The sequence below is a fragment of the Bradyrhizobium sp. UFLA06-24 genome (assembly GCF_054967145.1).
Genome location: NZ_JADFUE010000007.1, coordinates 125,878 through 146,501, shown reverse-complemented (window position 1 = coordinate 146,501; position 20,624 = coordinate 125,878). Strand labels below are relative to the sequence as shown.

The window sequence follows — 20,624 nt, the reverse complement described above, 5'->3', positions numbered from 1 at the left end:
TTGCACGGATATTGCCGTTCTTGTCGATGCAACCTGATCGAAGCTTGTGCACGACAGGCGAGCGGGCCACGGAAATCATCCACAACTTCCGCGATCTGCTTCCGGTCGCGCCAAGAAAGCATCAGGGGAACTCGGAAGGATTGCACGCGCCGGTTGCTTCGGTGTTGTGTCCCGCTATCGCACGCGTCGGCTTACCGGCTGAGGCGCGTCGTCTCACCCGAACGGATGAGAGCCGCTTCGCGAACATTGGGGACAATCAAACGCCTGCGCTGCTCGCGCTTCGTGATGACACGCGTTCGTCACACGCGGCGACGCGCGGCTTGCGCCTAGCCGCTGCGCTGCCGCTAGCCGCCCTTGAGCATGTCCCTGAGCTCGCGAAACGGATCGGCGCTCGGCGGAGCAGAGGCATCTTGTCGCATGGCGTCGTAGATTCGCGGAACCATGTCGACCGCCTGGTCGAGCCCGGAATCGCGTCCCGACTGGTAGCCGCCCATCAGGCGGAGATCGCGGGTGTCCTCGTATTTGGCGATCAGGGTGCGCAATTTGCTCACCAGCTCGCGCTCCTCGGGATCCCAGACGTTGTGGGCGAGGCGGGAGACCGAGGCCAGCACGTCGACGGCAGGATAGCGCGCCTGGTCGGCAATGTGCCTGGAGAGCACGATGTGCCCGTCCAGCGTACTGCGGATGGTGTCGGCGATCGGCTCGTTGTGGTCGTCGCCGTCCACCAAGACGGAGAAGATGCCGGTGATGGTCCCGGATCCCTCCTCGCCCGGCCCGGCACGCTCCAGGAGGCGCGGCAGATCGGTGAAGACAGTCGGCGCATAGCCGCGCGCCACCGCGGGCTCGCCGGCCGCAAGCGCGACCTCGCGGGCGGCATGGGCGAAGCGGGTGATCGAATCGACCACAAGCAGCACCGATTCGCCGCGGTCGCGGAAATATTCGGCCACCGCCATTGCCGTCTTCGGCGCCAGCCGGCGCATCATCGGGCTCTCATCGCCCGTCGACACGATGGTGACCGCGCGGTCGCGGTCGTTGCCGAGCACGTCCTCGATGAATTCGCGCACCTCGCGGCCGCGCTCGCCCACCAACGCCAGCACGACCGTGTCGAAGCCCTGGCTGCGGGCGAGCATCGCCAGCAGCGTCGACTTGCCGACGCCCGAGCCGGCGAAGATGCCGACGCGCTGGCCGGCGCAGATCGGCGCGAACAGGTCGATGACGCGCACGCCGGTGCGCAGCGGCTTGTGGACGCGCGCCCGTTTCATGGCCGGCGGTGCCTCCGTCTCGGCCGAGACGGCCCGCGATCCCGGCGTGAGAGGACCCATTCCATCCAGTGGTGCGCCGAGCGCGTTGATGACACGGCCCTTCCAGCTCGGATCCGGTGCGAACGACAAGGCCGGCATGCGGTAGGCGACCGAACCGAGCCCGCCGGCAAAGTGCCGATCGAACGGCTTGGCGACAATGCCTTCGCTGTCGATCCGTACCACCTCGCCGATTTGCGGCTTGCCGCCGGAGTTGATGCCGATCAGCTCGCCGAGCCTGACCGAACGCGACAGGCCGGAGACGCGGAAATGCGTCGGCGCGATCTCGGAGATTGCGCCGCTGATGCTGGCCAGCGGTGTACTCTGCTGAAGTTCGAGCAGCGCCCACTCGAGTTGGCGAAGAGCGTTCAAGGAAACCGTCCACCCAAATTGCGCGCGAGGCGCAGTCTACTTACCGGGATCGCCCAGCGTCTGAATTGCATTCCGGAGCGTGCTCTCGGTGCCGTCGATCAGCGAGTTGGTGCTGTCGAAAGCGCGCGAGGCCGACATCAGTTTCGTCAATTCCATCATCGGATTGGCGCTGGAGCCCTCGACATAACCCTGCTTGAATCCGTCGCGGCTGAAATCGGCGATGGCGGTGGCGGGCCGGTCGGGCGTGACGCCGGAATTGCCGTAGCGGTCGAGATTGGCGTCGGGTGGAATGTTGAACAGGCCGATGGTGCCGATCTCGTTGTTGTCCTGGGTGATCGCACCGCTGCGCGAGATCGAGACCGGACCGCCGTTCGGATCGAGCGTGAGCTGCGCGCCGCCGGAATCGATGACGGGGAAGCCCGAGACCGTCTGAAGGTCGCCGTTGGGGGCGATCTGGAGCCGGCCATCGCGGGTATAGACCGTGCCGTTGGGGCCGGCGAAGGCGATCCAGCCTTGTCCGACCACGGCGACGTCGAGCGGGTTGCCGGTCTCGGTGATGTTGCCTTGCTCGCGCGAGATGATGTTCTCGCCGGGCGAGGAGAACGCGACCGGGTTGGCGGCGGCCTTGGAGAGGACCGTCTCGAATTTCACGACGTCGGTGCGAAAACCCGATGTGTTGACGTTGGCGACGTTGTTGGCGATCGTCTGGAGACGCTTCTCGAGCGCGACCTGCGCCGACAACACCACGTAAAGAGCCGATTGCATGGCTTACCTGTTGAACTTGATGTTCTGAAGTGTCGTGAGCGTGTTGGTGTCCATGCTGGCCGACGCTGTCGACCCGCCGGTGATCAGGACCAGGGCGGGGTTGGTCGAGGTGTCGCTCTGGGCCTGCGTCGCATCCCACATCGCGGCGAAACGCTGCACGAATTTGGTGACCTTGGCCGGGTCCTTGAAATCCGTGAGATTGATGCTCTTCGTGATCATCTTGGCCTGGCCATCGATGTCGCCGGAGCTGACGGTCGGCGACCAGCCGAGCGCGGTCTGCACCACCTGGGTCAGCGCCTTGTCGGCGAGGATCTGGTAGGCATTGCCGATCGAGGAGGCCTTGCGGGTGAAATAGAGCGCGAGCCGCAGGCCCTCGTTCTGGTCGCCGGCGTTCTGCTCCATCGTCTGCGTGACGTATTGGGTGGCCGTGCCGGTGGTCGCTGCGGTGGTCGAAGTTGCGTTGGCGCCGTTTGCGGCGAAATTGAAAGCCGTGGCGAATTCGCGGTAGCGGGAGTCGCTCAGCTTGTTGGCGAAGGAGTCCTTGTTCGACACACCTTCGGTCAGGACCTTCCGCATGAAGGCCTTGGCGTAGGTCATGTCGCTGAGGCCATAGGCCTTCATCGCATAGGAGTACAGCCGGTAGTCCCCCAGGAACTCGTCGATCGTCTTCACCTTGCCGATATGGCTCAGGAAGTAGTCGGTCTCGCGGCTGACATCGGGCTCAGTCGCGACCTGGGTCATCGACTTGCCCATGTTGCTGGTTATTCTGGTGTAGTCCGCGATGGTCGATAGCATGGCACGCGCCCCTTTGGCCGTCGTTGCGACCGCGTTGCAAGCTGCCGCGAATTGCTTGCGCGGGGCTGGCCATGCGCAAGCCAGCTTCGCGCAAGGCTCGCCGACTAGATATCCCCGGTGGGATCGGCGATGGAGTGGCGGGTTGCTCAGTTTCGTGGGGATTTTCATCACGGTGGTGGCGCTGCTCGGCGGATTTGCCGCGATGGGCGGGCACCTGGCCGTGCTCATGCAGCCGTGGGAATTCGTGATCATCATGGGTACCGCAGTCGGCACCTTCATCGTGGCCAATCCCTGGAAAACGGTCGTGGATACAGGGGTCGCCTGCGTGCAGGCCATCACCGGCGCGGTGCCGGGTGAGCGCTATTATCTCGATCTGCTCGGAGCGCTTCATGCCCTGATGCGCGAGCTGCGCGGCAAGGGCCGCAACGAGGTCGAGGCGCATATCGACGATCCCTCGTCCTCGGAGATCTTCAAGGCTTTTCCGAGCGTGCTCGGTGATCCGGCGCTGCTCCAGTTCATCTGCGACTACGTCCGCCTCATCATCATGGGCAATGCGCGCACCCATGAGATCGAGGCGCTGATGGATGAGGAGATTCATACCATCGTGAAGAGCAAGCTGACGCCCTACCATTCGCTGGTGACGGTGTCCGAGGCGCTGCCGGCGCTCGGGATCGTCGCCGCCGTGCTCGGCGTTATCAAGGCCATGGGTGCACTCGACCAGTCGCCGAAGCTGCTCGGCGGCTTCATCGGCGCGGCGCTGGTCGGTACCTTCGCCGGCATCTTCCTGTCCTACGGCATCATTTCCCCCTTCGCGCTGAAGATCAAAATGACGCGCGAGAAGAAGTGTCGGCCCTACATCATCGTCAAGCAGACGCTGCTGGCGTTCATGAACGGTGCCATGCCGCAGATCGCGGTCGAGCACGGCCGCAAGATGATCGCTAGCGGTGAGCGGCCGTCGATCGACGTCGTCGAGAACGAGACGATCGCAGGCCCCAAGGCCGTCGTGGCCGACGCTGAACCCAAGGCTGCACGCGCATGACGATGGAAGACGTCGAGGTGGATCAGCGAAAGCAGCTGCCGAACTATCTGCTGGACGCGGCCGGCATCTCGATCGAACGCATGCCGATGCTCAATGTGATCTTCGATCGCATGGCGGCATCATGCACGGACAGCCTGCAGCCGATGGCCGGAACGCCTTGCTATTTCTCGGTCAACGGCATCACCAACGATCGCGTCGGCGACATCATCAAGGACTACGAGGGCAATGCGGTCGCTGCCGTGCTCTACGCCGAGCAGTGGGACTCCCGCGTCATCATCGTGCTCGACCGCGACTTCGTCTTCACCATGGTCGAGGCGATGTTCGGCTCCGACGGCGCCGAGCCGCCCCTCGACGTCGAGCGTTCGTTCTCGAACATCGAAATCCGCCTGGTCCAGGCGCTGTTCGAACGGTTCGCCAAGGCGCTGCAAACCGCTTTCGCCGGCACCTCCAACGTCAGTTTCCGTGTCGAGCGGGTCGAGACCGCGATGGCATCGCTGGCGATCGGGCGCAGCGGCAACATGTCGATCTGCGCGAACATCATGCTGCAGGCGCTCTATCGCGGCGGCCAGATGTTCCTGATCATTCCGCACTCGGCGCTCAACCCGCTCAGGCAGAAGCTGGCGCATGTCGTCGTCAGCGAGGGCGGCGCGGCCGATCCGCGCTGGCGCGAGCAGATGGAGAGCGAAGTTCACCGGACCGAGGTGACGCTGAGCGCGGTGCTGGACGAGAAGATGATTTCCCTCGAGGACGTCGTGAAGTTCAAGGTTGGGCAGGTCCTTGAGCTCGAGGCCACGCCGCGCACGCTTGCGCGGCTCGAGAGCAACAACCAGGTGCTGTTCTGGTGCCAGATCGGTCAGCTCGATGGCTACTACGCCATGCAGGTGGCAGATCCCGTCGATCAGAAGCGGGAGTTCGTCGATGATATCCTATCTCGTTGATGCGGTGTTGTTGATTGCGCTGGCCTTCACCAGCATGCGGGTGACCCGGATGCGCCGCGAGCTGGCGCGGCTGCGCAGCTACCAGGGCGAGTTCTCGACCATCGTCCACGAGACCGCAGGCGCCTTCGATACGGTGATCAACGCGGCGCATGACTCCACCGCAAATCTGGGCCGGCTCGCCAACGTGCTGAGCACGAAGATCGACCAGGCTCACGAGGCGATCGCGGCGCTCGATGCGCGCAATGGGCTCCGGCCCGCGGCGAGCGTGAGCGGCGCCGAAGCCAACAAACATTAGGACCGGCACGGCCAAAGACGGAACTGAACGTCGCGACGCTCCGGGACTGGAAATACCAAGAGGCGATACCAAATGGCGCAATCCTTCGACTACGAATCTGCAACTGCATCCGATGATGCCGAGACGTCTTCGCTGGAGCGGCTGGCGGACATCGCCGCGCGCACGGCCGAGGAGGCCGGCAAGTTCGCCAATGTCGACGCCATCCTGCGCATTCCCGTCACCATGCAGGTTGTGCTGGGATCGGCGACGATCCCGGTCGCCAACCTGATGAAGCTCGGTCGCGGTGCCGTGGTCCCGCTGGATCATCGCGTCGGCGAGCCCGTCGATGTCGTGGTCAACGGCCGCGTCGTTGCCCGGGGCGAGGTGGTCGTCGTGGAAGAGGACAATTCCCGCTTCGGTGTCTCGCTGACCGAGATCGTCGGACCTCTGGGGCAGAGTGATTCCTGACCATGGCGGCACAGGTCGGCATCGCTCCCATCAAGCAGCGAGGCGTTGCCACGCTCGGCGGAACGGAAAAGGTCGCGGCGCTGCTGCTGGCCATGGGCCGCCAGGCGGCCGCGAGCGTGCTCGCGCAGTTCGAGCCGCAAGACATTCGCATCGTCACCAAGGCCGCAGCTGAGCTGCGGCCGATCACGGCGCAGGAGCTGGAGGCGATCGTCGAGGAGTTTGCCCAGCAATTCTCGATGGGCGCGAACATTCTCGGCACGATCGGCGGTCTCGAAGCCGTGCTTGGCGATGTGCTTCCGGCTGACCAGGTCACGGCGATCATGTCGGACCTGCTCGGCAATTCGAGCCGCTCGGTGTGGGACCGCGTCTCGTCGGTGTCGGAGAACTCGCTGGCGACCTATCTCTCCAAGGAGCATCCGCAGACCGCGGCGCTGATCCTGTCCAAGGTCAAGCCGTCCTGCGCCGCCAAGGTAATGAGCCAGTTGCCGTCGAGCCTGCGCAACGAGCTGATGCGGCGCGTGCTCAGTCTCAAGCCGATCGTCGATGACGCGATGAAGGTGCTCGAGAAGACCCTGCACGAAGACCTGACTCTGAATTTCGCTCGCAATTTGGGAGCCGACACCTACGCCCGCGTCGCCGACATCATCAACAAGATGGAGCGCGGCCATATCGAGGACATGCTGAAGAGCCTGTCGGAGAAGCGGCCGAAGTCGGCGGAGGTGCTGAAGGAACTGCTGTTCACCTTCGACGACGTCGTCAACCTGACGCCGAAGGCGCGGACCATGATCTTCGATCAGGTGCCGACCGATCGCATCGTCATTGCGCTGAAGGGGACCGACAAGCAGTTCCGCGAGCTGATCCTGTCGTCCGTCGCCTCGCGCGTTCGTCGCGTCGTCGAGCACGAGCTGGCAATCGGCGAGCCGTCGAACCAGCGCGACGTGCTGGAGGCCCGACGCGTGATCACCGACCTCGCTCTCGACCTCGCAGAAAAGGGTGAAATCGAGCTCAACCCCGAGCAGGAGGATGAGCTGGTCTTCCGCTGACCGCTGAACCGGCATGGCAGAGACATCCGACCAGGAGAGCAAAACAGAAGAGCCGACCGAGAAGAAAGTCCGCGATGCGCTCGAACAGGGCAGGATCCCGGTCTCTCGGGAGGCGTCCATGTTCGCGTCCATGGCGGCACTGATGGTCATTCAGGCGTTCCTGATCGGACAGGGCGTGCAGCAGCTGACGCCGACCTTGATGGGCTTCATCGACGATCCTGGCGGCTTTCGGCTCAGGACCGCGGCGGATGCGCAGAACCTTCTTACCGTGGTAGGCCTCGAGGCCTTGCGGTTCCTGGTGCCTCTTGTCGTGATCCTGGCGGTGTTCGGGCTTGCGGCCTCGCTGCTGCAGAATACGCCCCGTCTGGTGCTGGATCGCATCATGCCGGACTTCTCGCGCATCTCGCCGGCCAGCGGCTGGAGCCGCATCTTCGGCACGCAGGGTCTCGTGGAATTCGCCAAGTCGGTGTTCAAGCTTGCCTCGGTGACATCAGTCGTCTGCTTCGTGCTGCGATCGTCGGAGGCGAGGGCGTTCGAGGCGATGTATACCGATCCGGTTGCGCTGCCCGAGATGATCCTCACCATCGCGATGCGGATCGTATCGGCGATCTGCATCGCGACCATCGTGCTGGTCGCGATCGACCTTGCCTGGGCACGCTTCCACTGGCGGCGCGAGCTGCGCATGACCAAGCAGGAGATCAAGGACGAGCACAAGCAGGCCGAGGGCGATCCGTTGATCAAGGCGCGGCTGCGTTCGCTGGCGCGCGACCGCTCTCGCCAGCGCATGATCTCCTCCGCAGCACGCGCGACGCTGGTGATCGCCAACCCGACGCATTTCGCGATCGCGCTGCGCTACCAGCGCGAGGAGAATCCCGCACCGCTCGTGGTGGCCAAGGGCATGGATCTGGTCGCGTTGAAGATCCGCGAAGTCGCCGAGCAGAACAAGATCCCGGTGATCGAGAACAAGGCTCTCGCACGCGCGCTCTACGAGGCGGTGCAGGTCGATCAGGTGATCCCGGCCGAATTTTTCCGCCCGGTCGCCGAGATCATCTACTTCCTCCAGTCGAAGCAGACGCCGCGACCCGAGAAGGTGCGGTAGAGTTCGGAGGATGCTGCTTCGCGCAACAGCTTGACGAAAGCTTAACGCCCTAGGGTTCTTTGCAACGAACCATAATGGGGCCGTCGTGGGACCGCTTTATCTCTTCGAACTCGCATCGTCGCAAGCGCGCTGGCTCGAGCTTCGCCAATCGACCATCGCCACCAACGTCGCCAACGCCAATACGCCGGGCTTCAAGGCGCGCGACGTCGAGCCGTTCAACAAGGTGCTCGACGGAATGCCGGTGAGGCTCGCGACGACGTCGCCCGCGCATATGCAGCTGTCTCCGGCCGAAACCGATACGCGCGCGACGGCGAAGAAGGACAGCTGGGACGTCGTCCATTCCGGCAACTCGGTCAGCCTCGAGCAGGAGATGATCAAGGGCAACGACGTCAACCGCGACTACTCGATGAATTCGGCGATCGTGCGGTCGTTCAACCGCATGATTCTGACAGGTGCGAAGGTCTGAGGTGAACTGACATGCTTGACCCTCTCTCGGCTTCATTGACGGTTGCGAGCTCCGGGCTCGAAGCGCAATCGACCCGCATGCGCATCGTCTCGGAAAATCTTGCCAATGCCAGCTCAACGGGGCGCACGGCCGGTGCGGATCCGTATCAGCGCAAGACGATCACGTTCGATGCGGCGATGGATCGCGCATCGGGCACGCAGCTGGCCAAGGTCAAGGAAATCGGTGTCGACACCACGCCCTATCGCGTCGAGTACGACCCGGGACACCCGGCGGCCGACAAGGCGGGCTACGTCAAGATGCCCAACGTCAACATGATGATCGAGATGGCGGACATGCGGGAAGTCAACCGGTCCTACGAAGCCAATCTCCAGGTCGTGAAGCAGGTCCGGTCGATGCTCGGCATGACCATCGATCTCCTGAGGAGCTGACAATGCTTGAGGCAATTTCGTCCACCGCGATCACGGCAGGGCAGGCGGCCTCCCGCGCCACCGAAACACAGTCCATCGCGCCGACGGCGACGTCTGCGGTTCAATCCGCTGGCGACCTCGGCTTCGATTCCGTGATGAAGCAGGTGACCACGGACGCCATCGGGACGCTGAAGGCGGGTGAGGCGGCCTCGATCTCGGCGATGCAGGGCAAGGAATCGACACGAAAGGTCGTCGAGGCGCTGATGTCGGCCGAGCAGGCCCTGCAGACGGCGGTCGCGGTCCGCGACAAGGTCGTGCAGGCCTACCAAGAAGTCGTTCGCATGTCGATTTGATCTGAAGGAGTGACGATAGTGAAATCGCTCGCCATCGCGGCCACGGGCATGAATGCCCAGCAGACCAATATCGAGGTCATCGCGAACAACATCGCCAACATCAACACGACGTCGTTCAAGCGCGCGCGTGCGGAGTTCACCGATCTGTTCTACCAGATGGACCGCATGCAGGGTGTCGCGAATGTCAACGGCTCCTCGCCGATCCCGGAGGGCGCCAACCTCGGCCTTGGCGTCAAGTCGGCAGCGATTCGCAAGCTGCACATCCAGGGCGCGCTGACTCAGACCGGCAATCCCTACGACCTCGCGATCAACGGTCGCGGCTGGTTCCAGGTGCTCGGTCCGAACAACGAGGTGCAGTACACCCGCGCGGGTTCGTTCAACACCAATGCCAACGGCCAGCTGGTGACGATCGACGGCTACCTGCTTGACCCCAACATCACGGTGCCGCAAGGAACGGTGCAGGTCACCGTCAACCAGACCGGGCAGGTCTTCGCCAAGCTCGACACCGAAGTCAATCCGCGGCAGATCGGCCAAATCAACCTCGCCAACTTCGCCAACGAAGCCGGCCTCGAGCCACTGGGCAGCAATCTCTATCGCGAGACCACGGCGTCGGGCACGCCGGTCGTCGGCCTCCCGGGCGATGCCGGCTACGGCAAGATCAACCAGCAATATCTCGAGGCCTCGAACGTCGATCCCGTCAAGGAGATCACCGAGTTGATCTCGGCGCAGCGCGCCTACGAGATGAATGCCAAGGTGATCCAGGCGTCGGATGACATGGCGCAGACGGTGTCGAAGAATCTCAGTCGCTAGTTCTGGTATATCGATGTTGAACTGGGTGGGCCTGATCGCGCGCGGGTTGGCCGCCGCGCTGCTGGTGCTCGTCTCCGGGCGGCTTGCCGCGGCGGACGAGCGGCGGCTTCCCGTGCCGGCGGTAGCGATCCGCGCCGGCGAGCTGATCAAGGACGACATGATCATCGAGCGCAGCTTTGCGCCGAACGTGCTCGGTGTCGCCCTGTTCATCGAAGGCCGTCAGGTGCTGGTCGGCCGCATGGCGAGGCGAGCGCTGCTGCCGGGGCAACCGATTCCGACCAATTCGGTGGAAGATCCCTGGACCATTGCCCGTGGCGCCACGGTCAAGGTCGTGGTCGAAGACTCGGGCCTGTCAATCGTGACCTACGGTTCAGCCATGCAATCCGGCGCGCCCGGCTCGCTCATCACCGTGCGGAACACTGACACAGGCGTGATCATCAGGGCGATCGTCCAGGCGGACGGCACAGTCAAGGTCGCGGACGGTTCATGACCAGATTGCTGATTGCCCTCATCCTGATTCTTTCCGCCGCCAGCGCCCAGGCTGCCGTCCGCATCAAGGACATCGCCGACATCAAGGGGCTGCGTGAAAACCAGATCGTGGGTTACGGCCTGGTCATCGGCCTCAACGGCACCGGCGACACTCTGCGCAACGCACCATTCACGGAACAGTCGCTCCAGTCGATGCTCGAAAACATGGGCATCAACGTTCGGAACGAGACGACCAGCACCACCAATCCGCCGCGGCCGACGACTCTGCGCACGCGCAACGTCGCGGCCGTGATGGTGACCGCGGACCTGCTGCCGTCGATCGGGCCGGGCGAACGGATGGACGTGACGGTGTCGTCGCTCGGAGATGCAACGTCGCTGCTCGGCGGCACGCTGGTGATGACGTCGCTGCGCGCGGCCGACGGCGCAGTCTATGCGGTGGCGCAGGGGGCGGTCACCGTCGCCGGTTACAGCGTCGGAGGCCAGGCGCAGAACGTCAGCCAGGGCACGCCGACGGCGGGCCGCATTCCGAACGGTGCGCTGGTCGAGCGTGAGGTGCAAGGAAGCCTCCATGAAATGGAATTCCTGGTGCTGGAGCTGAAGAACCCCGACTTCGTCACCGCGACGCGAATCCTCGATGCCGTCAATCGCTATGCCGGTGGCCGCTACCGGTCCCAGATCGCCTTCGAGCGCGACTACCGGACCATCGTGCTGTCCAAGCCGCGCTATGTCGGTCCGGTCCGCTTCGTCGCCGAGATCGGCGAGCTGACCGTCGAACCCGATACGCCGGCGCGCGTGGTGATCAACGAACGCACCGGCACGGTGGTGATCGGACGCGACGTGCGGATTTCGACGGTCGCCGTCACGCATGGCAATCTGACGGTCCGCGTCACCGAGCTGCCCGTGGTGTCGCAGCCGGCGCCGTTCTCCCAAGGACAGACGGTCGTCGTGCCCCAGACGGTCGTCGAGGCCAACGAGGCGGGATCGCAGGTGGCGATCCTGAGCGGCGTCGATCTCCAGCGCCTCGTGCGCGGGTTGAACCAGATCGGACTGAAGCCGTCTGGCATCATCGCGATCCTTCAGGCGATCAAGACGGCCGGCGCGCTGCAGGCCGAAGTCATCGTGCAATGATGCATAAGCGTCGTGCAAGCTTGGTCGCTCAATGCTCTGGTCTCGACCGAGAATCGCACGCGACCCGATGCTGAAGCTGGATCACAAAGCGCAACTTCTTCTCCTCGCAGCAATGTTCGCGCTCGCGGGCACATTGCCGGCGCTGGCGCTGGACGAGCCGAAGCCGTCGAAGCCGCTCAACTTGCTGTCCTTCGCGCGCGCCCGCGCGCCCGGGCCGCAGAAGCCGCATGCATCGGCCCCAGGCGATAACACCCGGGCAAGCGCGTGGGCGGCCGAGGATTCGGGACCCGCGACCACCGGCGCCGTGCCGATGCCGGAGGCTCCGCCGCCGCCGCCGGCCGCCACTCCCGCTCCACCGCCTGTGCCGACGCGTCCGGTGAAGCCCGGCAGCGTTGCGGCGCCGCCGAAGCCAGCGCCCGCGCAAGCAGTCGCGCCTACAGACAACGAGATAGCGCTGTTCTGTAGCAACGTAGCGGATCCTGCCGTCGATGCCAGGCTCGCCTGGCAATTGAAAGAGCTGGAGAAGGCCGAGACCCAGCTACGGGAGCGGATCGCCGAAGTCGAGGCGAAGCGGGCCGAATACGAGAAATGGATGGCGCTACGCGACGACTTCCTGAAGAAGGCCGAGGCGAGCGTCGTCGAGATCTATTCGCGGATGAAACCGGACGCTGCCGCCACCCAGATCGCCGGCATGGCGGACGAGACCGCCGCCGCGGTGCTCGCAAAGCTCAGCCCGAGAAGCTCGAGCGCGATCTTCAACGAGATGGAAACGTCACGCGCGGCCCATCTCGCCGATCTGCTCGGCGGAATGCGTCGCGTGGACGACGGAAAGACCAAGTGAATGAAGACGCCGATCCTCATCCTGTCGCTCGTGCTTCTTGCCGGATGCTCGCACGATCCGGCGGAGATCCTGACCGGTCCGCAGGTGTCGCCGGTCGGTAGTGGCTTGAGGTCGCAGGCCGATCCGATTCCGGTAACGCCGCGTGTCCGCACGCCCGTGAGCTATCGCTCGACCTGGGACGACGGCACCGATCTGTACCGCGATCCGCGCGCCCGGCACACCGGCGACGTCGTGACGGTGATCATCTCGATGCAGGACAAGGCGAAGCTCGACAACAAGACCGGTCGTTCGCGCGATTCGCAGATCAAGTTCGGGCTCGATTGGCTGATGAATGTCGCCGGATGGAGCGACACAGGTCAGGCCAACGCCAACCTCTCGACCAACACCCAGATCAAGGGCAACGGCCAGATCGACCGCGCCGAGGACATCAAGCTCTCGATCGCCGCGATCGTCACCGACGTGTTGCCGAACGGAAATATGATGATCAGCGGCTCGCAGGAATTCAAGGTTAATACGGAAATGCGTGTGCTGAACGTCGGCGGCATCGTGCGTCCACGCGACATCTCGCGCGGCAATACGATCTCCTACGAAAAGATCGCCGAGGCGCGCGTATCTTACGGCGGTCGCGGAAATCTGTCCGACGTGCAGCAGCCGGGATGGGGACATCGGATCTATGATGCCGTGGCACCGTTCTGAGGCTGGATCGTCGTGGGAGCAGGAGGCGTCATGCGCCTGATTGCCGCCATCGTCGTGCTGACTCTGGTCGCGATCGGCGCGGGCGCGCTTGCGGGCCTGCACCTGTTCGCTGCCGTCGAACGCGTCGCCGACGCGAAGAAGGGCGCCACACCGCCGCCGATCGCGTCGAGCTACGCCGGCAGCGCACGCCTCAGGAAGCTGTCGCCGATCGTGACCAATCTCGCCGCTCCAGCCAACAACTGGGCCCGGGTGGAGGCCTCCATGGTGACCGATAGCATGAGCGACGAGGATGCCGGCATTCTGGCGGCTCATATCAGCGAAGACATCGTCACCTATCTGCGGTCGGCCTCGGTCACGCAGTTCGAGGGCACGCGCGGACTGCAACATCTGCGCGACGATCTGTCCGAACGCGCCAGCATCCGCTCGTCCGGAAAGGTCCGCGAATTGATCATTGAGACGTTGGTGATCCAGTGAAATTGAAGGTCCTGCTGCTCGCGTTGCTGCTGGTCGTGTTGCCCGAGGTGGCATTCGCCCAGATTCCCGACCTCAATTCGCTGCTGCCGCCGGGTAACGGTTCGACCAGCGGCCGGATCATCCAGCTGATGGCGCTCCTGACGGTGCTCTCCGTCGCTCCGGGGCTGCTCATCATGGTGACGAGCTTCACACGCTTCGCCGTCGCGCTGTCGTTCCTGCGCGCGGGCCTCGGCCTGCAAACGACGCCGCCGAACCTCGTGCTGATCAGCCTCGCGATGTTCATGACGTTCTACGTCATGGCTCCGACCTTCGATCGCGCCTGGGAGACCGGCGTCCAGCCGTTGATGAAGAACGAGATCTCGGAGGAAGAAGCCTATCTGAAGATCAGCGATCCGTTCCGCGAATTCATGCTGTCACACGTCCGCGACAAGGACCTGCAGACGTTCGAGTCGCTTGCCGCGGAAAGCTTCCGCAAGAAGTTCGACGACAAGCGCATCGACATGCGCGTCATCATCCCGGCCTTCATGATCTCCGAACTCCGGCGCTCCTTCGAGATCGGATTCCTCATCATCCTGCCGTTCCTCGTCATCGACATGATCGTGGCGACGCTGACGATGTCGATGGGCATGATGATGATGCCGCCGTCGATCCTCGCATTGCCGTTCAAGGTGCTGTTCTTCGTGTTGATCGACGGTTGGAACCTGCTCGCCTCCGGCTTGGTGCGGTCGTTCTCGTAACAGAGAGCATCGTCTTAAGGATTGGTTAAGGTTAGCAAGTGGTGATATTAACCATATGATTTTGCTACATAATTCCAGTTTACATTAAGCCGGAAGCAAGATTCGGCGTGCTAGCAATGCGGCACGGCGGGTTGGACCCCACCCACATCGTCCAAAGGCATGATGCCGCCCTGTCGTACCGGTGAAAGCCCGGTATGTCCCCTCGTGAAAATGTAACGCGTACATAAAGGGACATTCGCAATGTCAAGCCTGCTTACGAACTCGACTGCCATGACCGCTCTCCAGACCCTGCGGTCTGTGAGTTCGCAACTCGCCACCACGCAGACCCGGATCTCCACGGGCCAGCGCGTCTCGACCGCTTCCGACAACGCCGCCTATTGGTCGATCGCAACCTCGATGCGCGCCGACAACGCCGCGCTCTCCGCCGTTTCCGACTCGCTCGGTCTGTCGGCCGCGACCGTCGATACTGAGTATACCGCTTTGACCTCGGTGGTCGGTGACAGCAACGGTGGTCTCACCAAGCTGCAGTCGCTGCTGGTCGAAGCCAAGACCGCCGGTATCGACCGCACCAAGATTCAGGCTGACATCACCCAGATCCAGCAGCAGATGAAGGGCACCGCCTCCGCGGCGACCTTCAACGGCGTGAACTGGCTCAGCACGACGGCGACGACCCCGACGACGGTCGACCTGGTGTCGTCCTATTCTCGCGTCGGTGGCACGCCGACCACGGGTGCCATCACGCTGACGGTCGCCAACTACTCGCTCTATACCTCGACCCAGGGCGGTATCCTGGACAAGGTCAGCGGCAGTGCGTCGGTCGACACGATCGACATCAGCACGCTGACCGACTCGGCAGCGGACCAGACCACACTCAGCGGCTACATCTCGCAGGTCACCGGCGCGATCAACTCGGTGGCTTCGGCCGCCGCCAACCTCGGCGCCGTCAAGAATCGTATCTCGACCAACACGGACTTCGTGAAGTCGCTGATGGACTCGGTGAGCCGCGGTATCGGTCAGCTCGTCGACGCCGACATGAACCAGGAATCCACCCGCCTGTCGGCCCTCCAGGTTCAGCAGCAGCTCGGCGTTCAGGCGCTCTCGATCGCCAACAGCAGCAGCCAGAGCATCCTCTCGCTGTTCCGCTAAGTCTGAACACCATCCGAGGGGGCCGCGCTTCTCGCGAAGCGCGGCCCTTTCCGTTTGACGCGACATCTCGCCCGCGTCGCAATCTCGGCGGCCCTGTTGCGGCCGGGACACAGAGCCACAAGCCCCGCACAAGCTTCGCGCGATACGGTCGCCGTACGACAGGTTGGGCCCTAACCGCTTTTCGCAGCCCAAAGGCATGACGCCGCCCTGTCGTACCGGTGCAAGTCCGGTATGTCCCCCATCATCAATCTTCGAAGGGACATCAAAATGGGTTCAAGTCTTCTCACCAACTCCGCTGCAATGACCGCGCTGCAGACCCTGCGCAACGTCAGCTCCAGCCTCCAGACTACTGAAAACCGGATCTCGACCGGCCAGCGCGTCGCGACCGCGTCGGACAACGCCGCCTACTGGTCGATCGCGACCTCGATGCGTGCCGACAATGCCGCGCTCTCCGCCGTGTCCGACTCGCTCGGTCTGTCGGCTGCGACCGTCGACACCGAATACACCGCTCTGACCTCCGTTGTCGGTGACAGCACCGGCGGCCTCACCAAGCTGCAGTCGCTGCTGGTCGAAGCCAAGACCGCCGGTATCGATCGCACCAAGATCCAGGCTGACATCACCCAGATCCAGCAGCAGATGAAGGGTACCGCCGGTGCGGCAACCTTCAACGGCGTCAACTGGCTGAGCACGACGGCGACGACGCCCGCGACCTTCGACCTGGTGTCGTCGTTCTCCCGCGTCGGTGGCACGCCCACCATCGGCTCCATCACCCTGACGATCGCCAACTACTCGCTCTATACCTCGACCCAGGGCGGTATCCTGGATAAGGTCAGCGGCACCGCGTCGGTCGACACCATCGACATCAGCACGCTGACCGACTCGGCGGCTGACCAGACCACGCTCAGCGGCTACATCGCCCAGGTTACCACTGCGATCAACTCGGTGGCCTCGGCCGCCGCCGGCCTCGGCGCCGTCAAGAACCGCATCGCGACCAACACGGACTTCGTCAAGACCCTGATGGATTCGGTGAATCGCGGTGTCGGTCAGCTCGTCGACGCTGACATGAACGCGGAATCCACCCGCCTTCAGGCGCTCCAGACCCAGCAGCAACTCGGCGTTCAGGCGCTCTCGATCGCCAACCAGAACAGCCAGAGCATCCTCTCGCTGTTCCGCTAGGCCTGAAAACCATCTGAGCGGGCCGCGCTTCTCGCGAAGCGCGGCCCTTTCGTTTGCTCTGTGTTGCTTGCGCGCCGAGATCTCAACTTGGCGCTTCGAAATCGCTACCTGGCTGTGATCGAGCCACAAGCTTCGCACAAACTTCGCGTGCTATCGCCGCCCTTACGGCAGGTTGAGCGCGCTTTTCCGCAGCCCAAAGGCATGATGCCGCCCTGTCGTACCGGTGCAAGCCCGGTATGTCCCGACACATTCAATTCGTTTTCAAGGGGACGTCAACATGAGCTCTAGCCTTCTCACCAACTCCGCTGCAATGACCGCGCTGCAGACCCTGCGCAACGTCAGCTCCAGCCTCCAGACCACCGAAAACCGGATCTCGACCGGCCAGCGCGTCGCCACCGCGTCGGACAACGCCGCCTACTGGTCGATCGCGACCTCGATGCGCGCCGACAACGCCGCGCTCTCCGCCGTCTCCGACTCGCTCGGTCTGTCGGCTGCGACCGTCGACACCGAATACACCGCTCTCACTGCGGTCGTCGGCGACAGCACCGGCGGCCTCACCAAGCTGCAGGCGCTGCTCGTGGAAGCCAAGACCGCCGGTATCGATCGTACCAAGATCCAGGCCGACATCACCCAGATCCAGCAGCAGATGAAGGGCACTGCCTCGGCGGCAACCTTCAACGGTGTGAACTGGCTGAGCACGACGGCGACGACGCCCGCGACCTTCGACCTGGTGTCGTCGTTCTCCCGCGTCGGTGGCACGCCCACCATCGGCTCTATCACCCTGACGATCGCCAACTACTCGCTCTATACCTCGACCCAGGGCGGTATCCTGGACAAGGTCAGCGGCACCGCGTCGGTCGACACGATCGACATCAGCACGCTGACCGACTCGGCGGCTGACCAGACCACGCTCAGCGGCTACATCGCCCAGGTCACCACCGCGATCAACTCGGTGGCGTCGGCCGCCGCCGGTCTCGGTGCCGTCAAGAACCGCATCGCGACCAACACCGACTTCGTCAAGACCCTGATGGACTCGGTGACCCGCGGTGTCGGTCAGCTCGTCGACGCCGACATGAACGCGGAATCCACCCGCCTCCAGGCCCTTCAGACCCAGCAGCAGCTCGGCGTTCAGGCGCTCTCGATCGCCAACCAGAACAGCCAGAGCATCCTCTCGCTGTTCAAGTAAGCTCCGGCATCGAACACGACCGTGCTCCCTCGGGAGCACGGTCCCGCCGCGACCGGCGGATGTACCGGCACATGACGTGCCCGCCATGATCTCCTGACACCAGACGTCATGCTGTGCGTGCTTCGCGCGACAATGCGCGCGCCCGCCTGTCGCCGTGGGACCGATGGCGTCGACCCAGACTCCTGAAAAATTGCCACGTCTCGCCTGCGAACGGACACATTCCAGTCTGCGCGCAACCTTCAGACAAGGTTGGCAGCGGAGTGTCCTTGCCATTCGCATTGGTACGAGGTCATATGCTCAGTCGCGCGCAGCTACAGCAGCTGCTCAACAATCTGCTGGAACTTGGGCCGCGACGTCTGATGGCCTTGGGATTGATCGGCTTCGCCGTCCTCGTCACCGTGGTCGGGGGGGCCTACTATCTAAGCCGCCCGGAGTTCGAGTCTCTTTATACCGGCCTGACCCGCGAAGACGTGACACGCATTGGCGCCGCGCTGCGCGAGCAGAATATCGCATTCGACGTCAACGCGGCCGGTGACACCGTCTCTGTGCGTCCGAGCCAGACCAGCCAGGCGCGCATGCTTCTCGCCGAGAAGGGCCTGCCGACCAGCGCCAATTCCGGTTACGAACTGTTCGACAAAATTGGATCGCTCGGGTTGACCTCCTTCATGCAGGAGGTCACGAAGCTTCGCGCACTTGAGGGGGAGATCGCGCGCACCGTTCAGCTGATGAAGGGCGTCAAGGCGGCGCGGGTGCACATCGTGATGCCGGTGCGCGGCTCGTTCCGCGCCACGCAGCAACCGCCCTCCGCTTCCGTCGTGCTGCGCACCGACGGCGCGATCGAAGCCCGCACGGCTCAGTCGATCCGTCATCTCGTCGCAGCCGCCATCCCTGGCATGACGCGCGACAAGGTCACCGTCCTCGATGCCGACGGCTCGATGCTGCTCGCCGAGGAAGACGAGGCCAGCGCTGCGCCGACCAAGATGGCGAGCCTTCAGAAGACCGTCGGCGGCATGGTACAGGAGAATATCCGCAAGGCACTGACGCCCTATCTGGGCCTGGACAATTTCGAGGTCAGTGTCGCGCCGCAGCTTTCGACCGACAAGCGGCAGATCAATGAGACCGTCTACGATCCCGAGGCCCGCGCCGAGCGCTCCGTTCGCAACGTCCGCGAAAACGAGAAATCATCCAACGCAGATCGTTCGACGCCGACCACAGTGCAGCAGAACCTGCCGGATCAGCAGGTCAATTCCGGCGGAACCAAGAACTCGAGCGAGGACAAAACGCGCCGCGAGGACGTCACCAATTTCGAGGTCTCGTCCAAGACCACGACGACCGTGAGCGATGGTTACTCGGTCAAGAAGCTCTTCATCGCCGTGCTGGTCAACCGCGCGAGGCTCGTCGCCGACCTCGGCGACAAGACCAACCAGGCCATCGTCGACAGCAAGCTCGCCGAGATTAGCCAGCTGGCAGCAACCGCGGGCGGCCTGGACAAGGCGCGCGGCGACCAGATCCAGGTGACCGCGGTCGACTTCGTCGAGGGCTCGCGCGATCTCGCTCCGGTGCCGCCGATCAGCTTCGTCGAGATGATAAACAAGCAGCTTGGCAGCGTCATCAATGCGGTGACGATCCTGGCCGTCGCCTCGATGCTGGTCTGGTTCGGACTTCGGCCCGCCGTCAACGGCATTCTGACCCATCGCGCGCAGCAGGAGCAGACCGAGGCGGCGGAAGCTGCTGAACTCGACTCTGCGGCGGCCCTCGCGTTGGCAGACAGCCAGGATCCCGAGCTCAACCTCGTCGAGGATCTCGAAGGCAAGATGCAGCGCACGCCGCAGAAGCGGCTGGAACAGATCGTTCGCCTCGATCAGATGCAGGCGGCAGCAATCCTTAAAGACTGGATGCGACGCGAGGAGGCGGCATGAACGCGGCAATCGGAAAACTCCTGACGCAATTCGACGCCAACGGCCGGGCCAAGTCACCGCCGCCTCCGCCGCCCAAGATCCAGGACGTTCTGGCAAGGAAGGAAATCCGGCGCGAGCCTCCATCGCAGCCGCAACTTCAACCGCAGCGTCAGGAGCGCCCGGCGCCGGCGCAGCCGCAACTTCAACCGGCGCCGGCGGAAGCTGCACCGGCCAATCTCCTCGACGATGCCTATCGCCGCGGCCATGCCGCCGGCCTCGCGGAAGGTGAAGCCAAGCTGGCCGAAGAGCGGGTCCGCAGTGCGATCCGGCTCGGTGAGGAACGGGCCAAATGGTCCGATCAGCAGGCGGTCGCAATCGTCAACGGGTTTGATGCGGCGTGCCGCGAGATCGAGAGCAACATCGCAAGCTCGGTCGCGCGGATATTGCTGTCGTTCCTCGCTGAGGCGGTCCGCGACAAGGCGATCGCATCCCTGGTCGATCAGATATCGGCGCTGACTTCGAATTCTCCTGTGCCGGCGTTCCGTGTCACCGGCCCAAGCGAACTCATCGATCTCGTCAGGACGCAACTCAATCTCGCGGGCCGCACGGGTGTCGAGTATCAGTCCGCCGACACCGTCGAGGTTCGCGTCCTCGCTGACCAGACCACGATCGAGACGCAGATCTCGATCTGGATGGATCGGCTGAAAGAGGCGCGCCGGTAGCTTC

General features: G+C 63.8%; 24 protein-coding genes. 21 read left to right on the top strand and 3 right to left on the bottom strand.

What is annotated here, in order from left to right:
- Positions 1-344 precede the first annotated feature (344 nt).
- Genes fliI through IF809_RS08945 form a run of 3 tightly spaced genes read right to left on the bottom strand, consistent with a single transcriptional unit; the run spans position 345 to position 3,230 of the window.
- Positions 345-1,670: a flagellar protein export ATPase FliI gene (gene fliI / locus IF809_RS08955; RefSeq protein ID WP_462837400.1), complete on the bottom strand. Its 1,326-nt coding sequence runs from the start codon at positions 1,668-1,670 to the stop codon at positions 345-347.
- A gap of 36 nt (positions 1,671-1,706) precedes the next feature.
- The gene (gene flgF, locus IF809_RS08950; protein WP_462837399.1) at positions 1,707-2,435 is read right to left on the bottom strand and encodes a flagellar basal-body rod protein FlgF; all 729 of its coding nucleotides are present in this window, start codon (positions 2,433-2,435) and stop codon (positions 1,707-1,709) included.
- Positions 2,436-2,438: 3 nt separating this feature from the next.
- A complete protein-coding gene (locus IF809_RS08945) occupies positions 2,439-3,230 on the bottom strand; it encodes a DUF1217 domain-containing protein (RefSeq protein WP_462837398.1) in 792 nt (263 codons plus the stop codon).
- Between the two features lie 142 nt (positions 3,231-3,372).
- Between IF809_RS08945 and motA the strand changes: the two genes are divergently transcribed.
- The 21 genes from motA to IF809_RS08840 all read left to right on the top strand — a co-directional run bounded on the left by motA (position 3,373) and on the right by IF809_RS08840 (position 20,620).
- Positions 3,373-4,269, top strand: coding sequence for a flagellar motor stator protein MotA (gene motA / locus IF809_RS08940; RefSeq protein ID WP_453995632.1), 897 nt, complete (start codon positions 3,373-3,375; stop codon positions 4,267-4,269).
- Entirely contained in the window at positions 4,266-5,207 is a 942-nt protein-coding gene (locus IF809_RS08935) for a flagellar motor switch protein FliM (RefSeq protein WP_128964453.1), read from the top strand. Before motA ends, IF809_RS08935 begins: the two co-directional genes overlap by 4 nt.
- Positions 5,188-5,502, top strand: a complete 315-nt coding sequence (locus IF809_RS08930) for a hypothetical protein (protein WP_462837397.1) — start codon at positions 5,188-5,190, stop codon at positions 5,500-5,502. Before IF809_RS08935 ends, IF809_RS08930 begins: the two co-directional genes overlap by 20 nt.
- A 72-nt stretch (positions 5,503-5,574) precedes the next feature.
- Positions 5,575-5,949, top strand: coding sequence for a flagellar motor switch protein FliN (fliN, locus tag IF809_RS08925; RefSeq protein WP_128964455.1), 375 nt, complete (start codon positions 5,575-5,577; stop codon positions 5,947-5,949).
- 2 nt (positions 5,950-5,951) lie between these two features.
- Positions 5,952-6,992, top strand: coding sequence for a flagellar motor switch protein FliG (locus tag IF809_RS08920; RefSeq protein WP_128964456.1), 1,041 nt, complete (start codon positions 5,952-5,954; stop codon positions 6,990-6,992).
- Positions 6,993-7,005: 13 nt separating this feature from the next.
- Complete coding sequence (flhB, locus tag IF809_RS08915; protein ID WP_462837396.1) at positions 7,006-8,091, top strand: flagellar biosynthesis protein FlhB; 1,086 nt, start codon at positions 7,006-7,008, stop codon at positions 8,089-8,091.
- An 85-nt stretch (positions 8,092-8,176) separates the two neighbouring features.
- On the top strand, positions 8,177-8,557 hold the full coding sequence (flgB, locus tag IF809_RS08910; RefSeq protein WP_453995638.1) for a flagellar basal body rod protein FlgB: 381 nt from the start codon (positions 8,177-8,179) through the stop codon (positions 8,555-8,557).
- 11 nt (positions 8,558-8,568) lie between these two features.
- Positions 8,569-8,985, top strand: coding sequence for a flagellar basal body rod protein FlgC (flgC, locus tag IF809_RS08905; RefSeq protein ID WP_128964459.1), 417 nt, complete (start codon positions 8,569-8,571; stop codon positions 8,983-8,985).
- 2 nt (positions 8,986-8,987) lie between these two features.
- A complete protein-coding gene (locus IF809_RS08900; RefSeq protein ID WP_462837395.1) occupies positions 8,988-9,317 on the top strand; it encodes a flagellar hook-basal body complex protein FliE in 330 nt (109 codons plus the stop codon).
- Positions 9,318-9,335: 18 nt separating this feature from the next.
- Entirely contained in the window at positions 9,336-10,127 is a 792-nt protein-coding gene (gene flgG / locus IF809_RS08895; RefSeq protein ID WP_128964461.1) for a flagellar basal-body rod protein FlgG, read from the top strand.
- Positions 10,128-10,140: 13 nt separating this feature from the next.
- Positions 10,141-10,617, top strand: a complete 477-nt coding sequence (flgA, locus tag IF809_RS08890; protein ID WP_462837394.1) for a flagellar basal body P-ring formation chaperone FlgA — start codon at positions 10,141-10,143, stop codon at positions 10,615-10,617.
- Positions 10,614-11,744, top strand: a complete 1,131-nt coding sequence (flgI, locus tag IF809_RS08885; RefSeq protein WP_462837393.1) for a flagellar basal body P-ring protein FlgI — start codon at positions 10,614-10,616, stop codon at positions 11,742-11,744. The genes flgA and flgI overlap by 4 nt, the downstream gene beginning before the upstream one ends.
- A 67-nt stretch (positions 11,745-11,811) precedes the next feature.
- The gene (locus IF809_RS08880) at positions 11,812-12,585 is read left to right on the top strand and encodes a MotE family protein (protein ID WP_462837392.1); all 774 of its coding nucleotides are present in this window, start codon (positions 11,812-11,814) and stop codon (positions 12,583-12,585) included.
- Positions 12,586-13,281, top strand: coding sequence for a flagellar basal body L-ring protein FlgH (gene flgH / locus IF809_RS08875; protein WP_453982227.1), 696 nt, complete (start codon positions 12,586-12,588; stop codon positions 13,279-13,281).
- Positions 13,282-13,311: 30 nt separating this feature from the next.
- A complete protein-coding gene (locus IF809_RS08870; RefSeq protein WP_128964466.1) occupies positions 13,312-13,755 on the top strand; it encodes a flagellar basal body-associated FliL family protein in 444 nt (147 codons plus the stop codon).
- Positions 13,752-14,492, top strand: coding sequence for a flagellar type III secretion system pore protein FliP (fliP, locus tag IF809_RS08865; RefSeq protein WP_453982229.1), 741 nt, complete (start codon positions 13,752-13,754; stop codon positions 14,490-14,492). The genes IF809_RS08870 and fliP overlap by 4 nt, the downstream gene beginning before the upstream one ends.
- 240 nt (positions 14,493-14,732) lie before the next feature.
- Positions 14,733-15,638 (top strand): flagellin N-terminal helical domain-containing protein, encoded by a 906-nt coding sequence (locus tag IF809_RS08860; protein ID WP_128964468.1) that lies wholly within the window; start codon positions 14,733-14,735, stop codon positions 15,636-15,638.
- A 267-nt stretch (positions 15,639-15,905) separates the two neighbouring features.
- Positions 15,906-16,814 (top strand): flagellin N-terminal helical domain-containing protein, encoded by a 909-nt coding sequence (locus IF809_RS08855; protein WP_128964469.1) that lies wholly within the window; start codon positions 15,906-15,908, stop codon positions 16,812-16,814.
- 277 nt (positions 16,815-17,091) lie between these two features.
- A complete protein-coding gene (locus tag IF809_RS08850; RefSeq protein ID WP_128964470.1) occupies positions 17,092-18,000 on the top strand; it encodes a flagellin N-terminal helical domain-containing protein in 909 nt (302 codons plus the stop codon).
- A gap of 293 nt (positions 18,001-18,293) precedes the next feature.
- Complete coding sequence (gene fliF / locus IF809_RS08845; RefSeq protein ID WP_164938478.1) at positions 18,294-19,919, top strand: flagellar basal-body MS-ring/collar protein FliF; 1,626 nt, start codon at positions 18,294-18,296, stop codon at positions 19,917-19,919.
- The gene (locus IF809_RS08840) at positions 19,916-20,620 is read left to right on the top strand and encodes a hypothetical protein (RefSeq protein WP_462837391.1); all 705 of its coding nucleotides are present in this window, start codon (positions 19,916-19,918) and stop codon (positions 20,618-20,620) included. The genes fliF and IF809_RS08840 overlap by 4 nt, the downstream gene beginning before the upstream one ends.
- Positions 20,621-20,624: the final 4 nt, after the last annotated feature.

Excerpts from the sequence above, each read along its gene's own strand:
- IF809_RS08870 (WP_128964466.1), top strand. The coding sequence starts at position 13,312 with ATGCGCCTGATTGCCGCCATCGTCGTGCTGACTCTGGTCGCGATCGGC.
- IF809_RS08880 (WP_462837392.1), top strand. The coding sequence starts at position 11,812 with ATGCTGAAGCTGGATCACAAAGCGCAACTTCTTCTCCTCGCAGCAATG.
- IF809_RS08900 (WP_462837395.1), top strand. The coding sequence starts at position 8,988 with ATGCTTGAGGCAATTTCGTCCACCGCGATCACGGCAGGGCAGGCGGCC.
- fliN (WP_128964455.1), top strand. The coding sequence starts at position 5,575 with ATGGCGCAATCCTTCGACTACGAATCTGCAACTGCATCCGATGATGCC.
- IF809_RS08945 (WP_462837398.1), bottom strand. The coding sequence starts at position 3,230 with ATGCTATCGACCATCGCGGACTACACCAGAATAACCAGCAACATGGGC.
- flgH (WP_453982227.1), top strand. The coding sequence starts at position 12,586 with ATGAAGACGCCGATCCTCATCCTGTCGCTCGTGCTTCTTGCCGGATGC.
- flgC (WP_128964459.1), top strand. The coding sequence starts at position 8,569 with ATGCTTGACCCTCTCTCGGCTTCATTGACGGTTGCGAGCTCCGGGCTC.
- flgI (WP_462837393.1), top strand. The coding sequence starts at position 10,614 with ATGACCAGATTGCTGATTGCCCTCATCCTGATTCTTTCCGCCGCCAGC.
- IF809_RS08935 (WP_128964453.1), top strand. The coding sequence starts at position 4,266 with ATGACGATGGAAGACGTCGAGGTGGATCAGCGAAAGCAGCTGCCGAAC.
- flgA (WP_462837394.1), top strand. The coding sequence starts at position 10,141 with ATGTTGAACTGGGTGGGCCTGATCGCGCGCGGGTTGGCCGCCGCGCTG.
- IF809_RS08930 (WP_462837397.1), top strand. The coding sequence starts at position 5,188 with ATGATATCCTATCTCGTTGATGCGGTGTTGTTGATTGCGCTGGCCTTC.
- IF809_RS08840 (WP_462837391.1), top strand. The coding sequence starts at position 19,916 with ATGAACGCGGCAATCGGAAAACTCCTGACGCAATTCGACGCCAACGGC.
- IF809_RS08855 (WP_128964469.1), top strand. The coding sequence starts at position 15,906 with ATGGGTTCAAGTCTTCTCACCAACTCCGCTGCAATGACCGCGCTGCAG.
- flgF (WP_462837399.1), bottom strand. The coding sequence starts at position 2,435 with ATGCAATCGGCTCTTTACGTGGTGTTGTCGGCGCAGGTCGCGCTCGAG.
- fliF (WP_164938478.1), top strand. The coding sequence starts at position 18,294 with ATGCTCAGTCGCGCGCAGCTACAGCAGCTGCTCAACAATCTGCTGGAA.
- IF809_RS08850 (WP_128964470.1), top strand. The coding sequence starts at position 17,092 with ATGAGCTCTAGCCTTCTCACCAACTCCGCTGCAATGACCGCGCTGCAG.
- IF809_RS08860 (WP_128964468.1), top strand. The coding sequence starts at position 14,733 with ATGTCAAGCCTGCTTACGAACTCGACTGCCATGACCGCTCTCCAGACC.
- IF809_RS08920 (WP_128964456.1), top strand. The coding sequence starts at position 5,952 with ATGGCGGCACAGGTCGGCATCGCTCCCATCAAGCAGCGAGGCGTTGCC.
- flhB (WP_462837396.1), top strand. The coding sequence starts at position 7,006 with ATGGCAGAGACATCCGACCAGGAGAGCAAAACAGAAGAGCCGACCGAG.